Origin of the sequence: Xanthomonas sp. A1809 (assembly GCF_017746015.1) — a bacterium.
GTDB lineage: Bacteria > Pseudomonadota > Gammaproteobacteria > Xanthomonadales > Xanthomonadaceae > Xanthomonas > Xanthomonas euvesicatoria.
In genome coordinates, this window is the sequence record NZ_JAGHWZ010000068.1 from 1 (window position 1) to 672 (window position 672).

Sequence of the window (672 nt, forward strand, 5' to 3'; positions counted from 1 at the left end):
CTCTTCGACCACTAGCTTACGGTGGAGCAGCAACTTGTTCCGCCACCTCGTGTCGCTATCCCAGTCGTATTTCGTAAAGCGGCACACCGGGGATATTTCAAGTCGCTTCCAGTCGATCTACTCCATCCAGCAGTCACTCACGACGAAGATGCTGGAAGCGGTCATCGATGGGGTGATGTCTTTCCTCATGTTGTTGCTCTTGATGAGCTACGACGCGCCGCTTTCCTTCGCCTTGTTGGCTTTCACCATTGCCTATGTGGGTTCGCGCTACGCCTACTACGCCAAACTCAAAGAGGCCAACCTCGACCAGATCAACATCGATGCACGCCGGCAAAGCTTGCTCTACGAGACGGTCCGAAGCATCCAGCCCATCAAACTGTTCAACAAGTCAGCGCTTTGGGCGTCGCGCTTTACGAACTACAGCGCGAAAGCGACCAACGCGACCATCGGGGCTGAGCGGATCCGCATTGGTTTTGATTCTGTCCAGCTTCTCATCCAGGGCCTGTGCCGCATCTTTGTAATTTGGGAAGGCACCCGGTTGGTGCTCAGTGGGGATATGACGATTGGGGTGCTGACGGTTTTTCTGATCTATGCGACCCAGTTCAGCCAGCGCAGCATCAACCTGGCTGACTACTTGATGCAGCTGCGGCTGCTTCGCTTGCACACCGAGCG

General features: G+C 55.4%; 1 protein-coding gene. It reads left to right on the top strand.

Features of this window, described 5'->3' with window-relative positions:
* Positions 1 to 672, top strand: a 672-nt coding sequence (locus J7396_RS22450) for an ABC transporter transmembrane domain-containing protein (RefSeq protein ID WP_244669848.1), incomplete at both ends; no start/stop codon positions are given.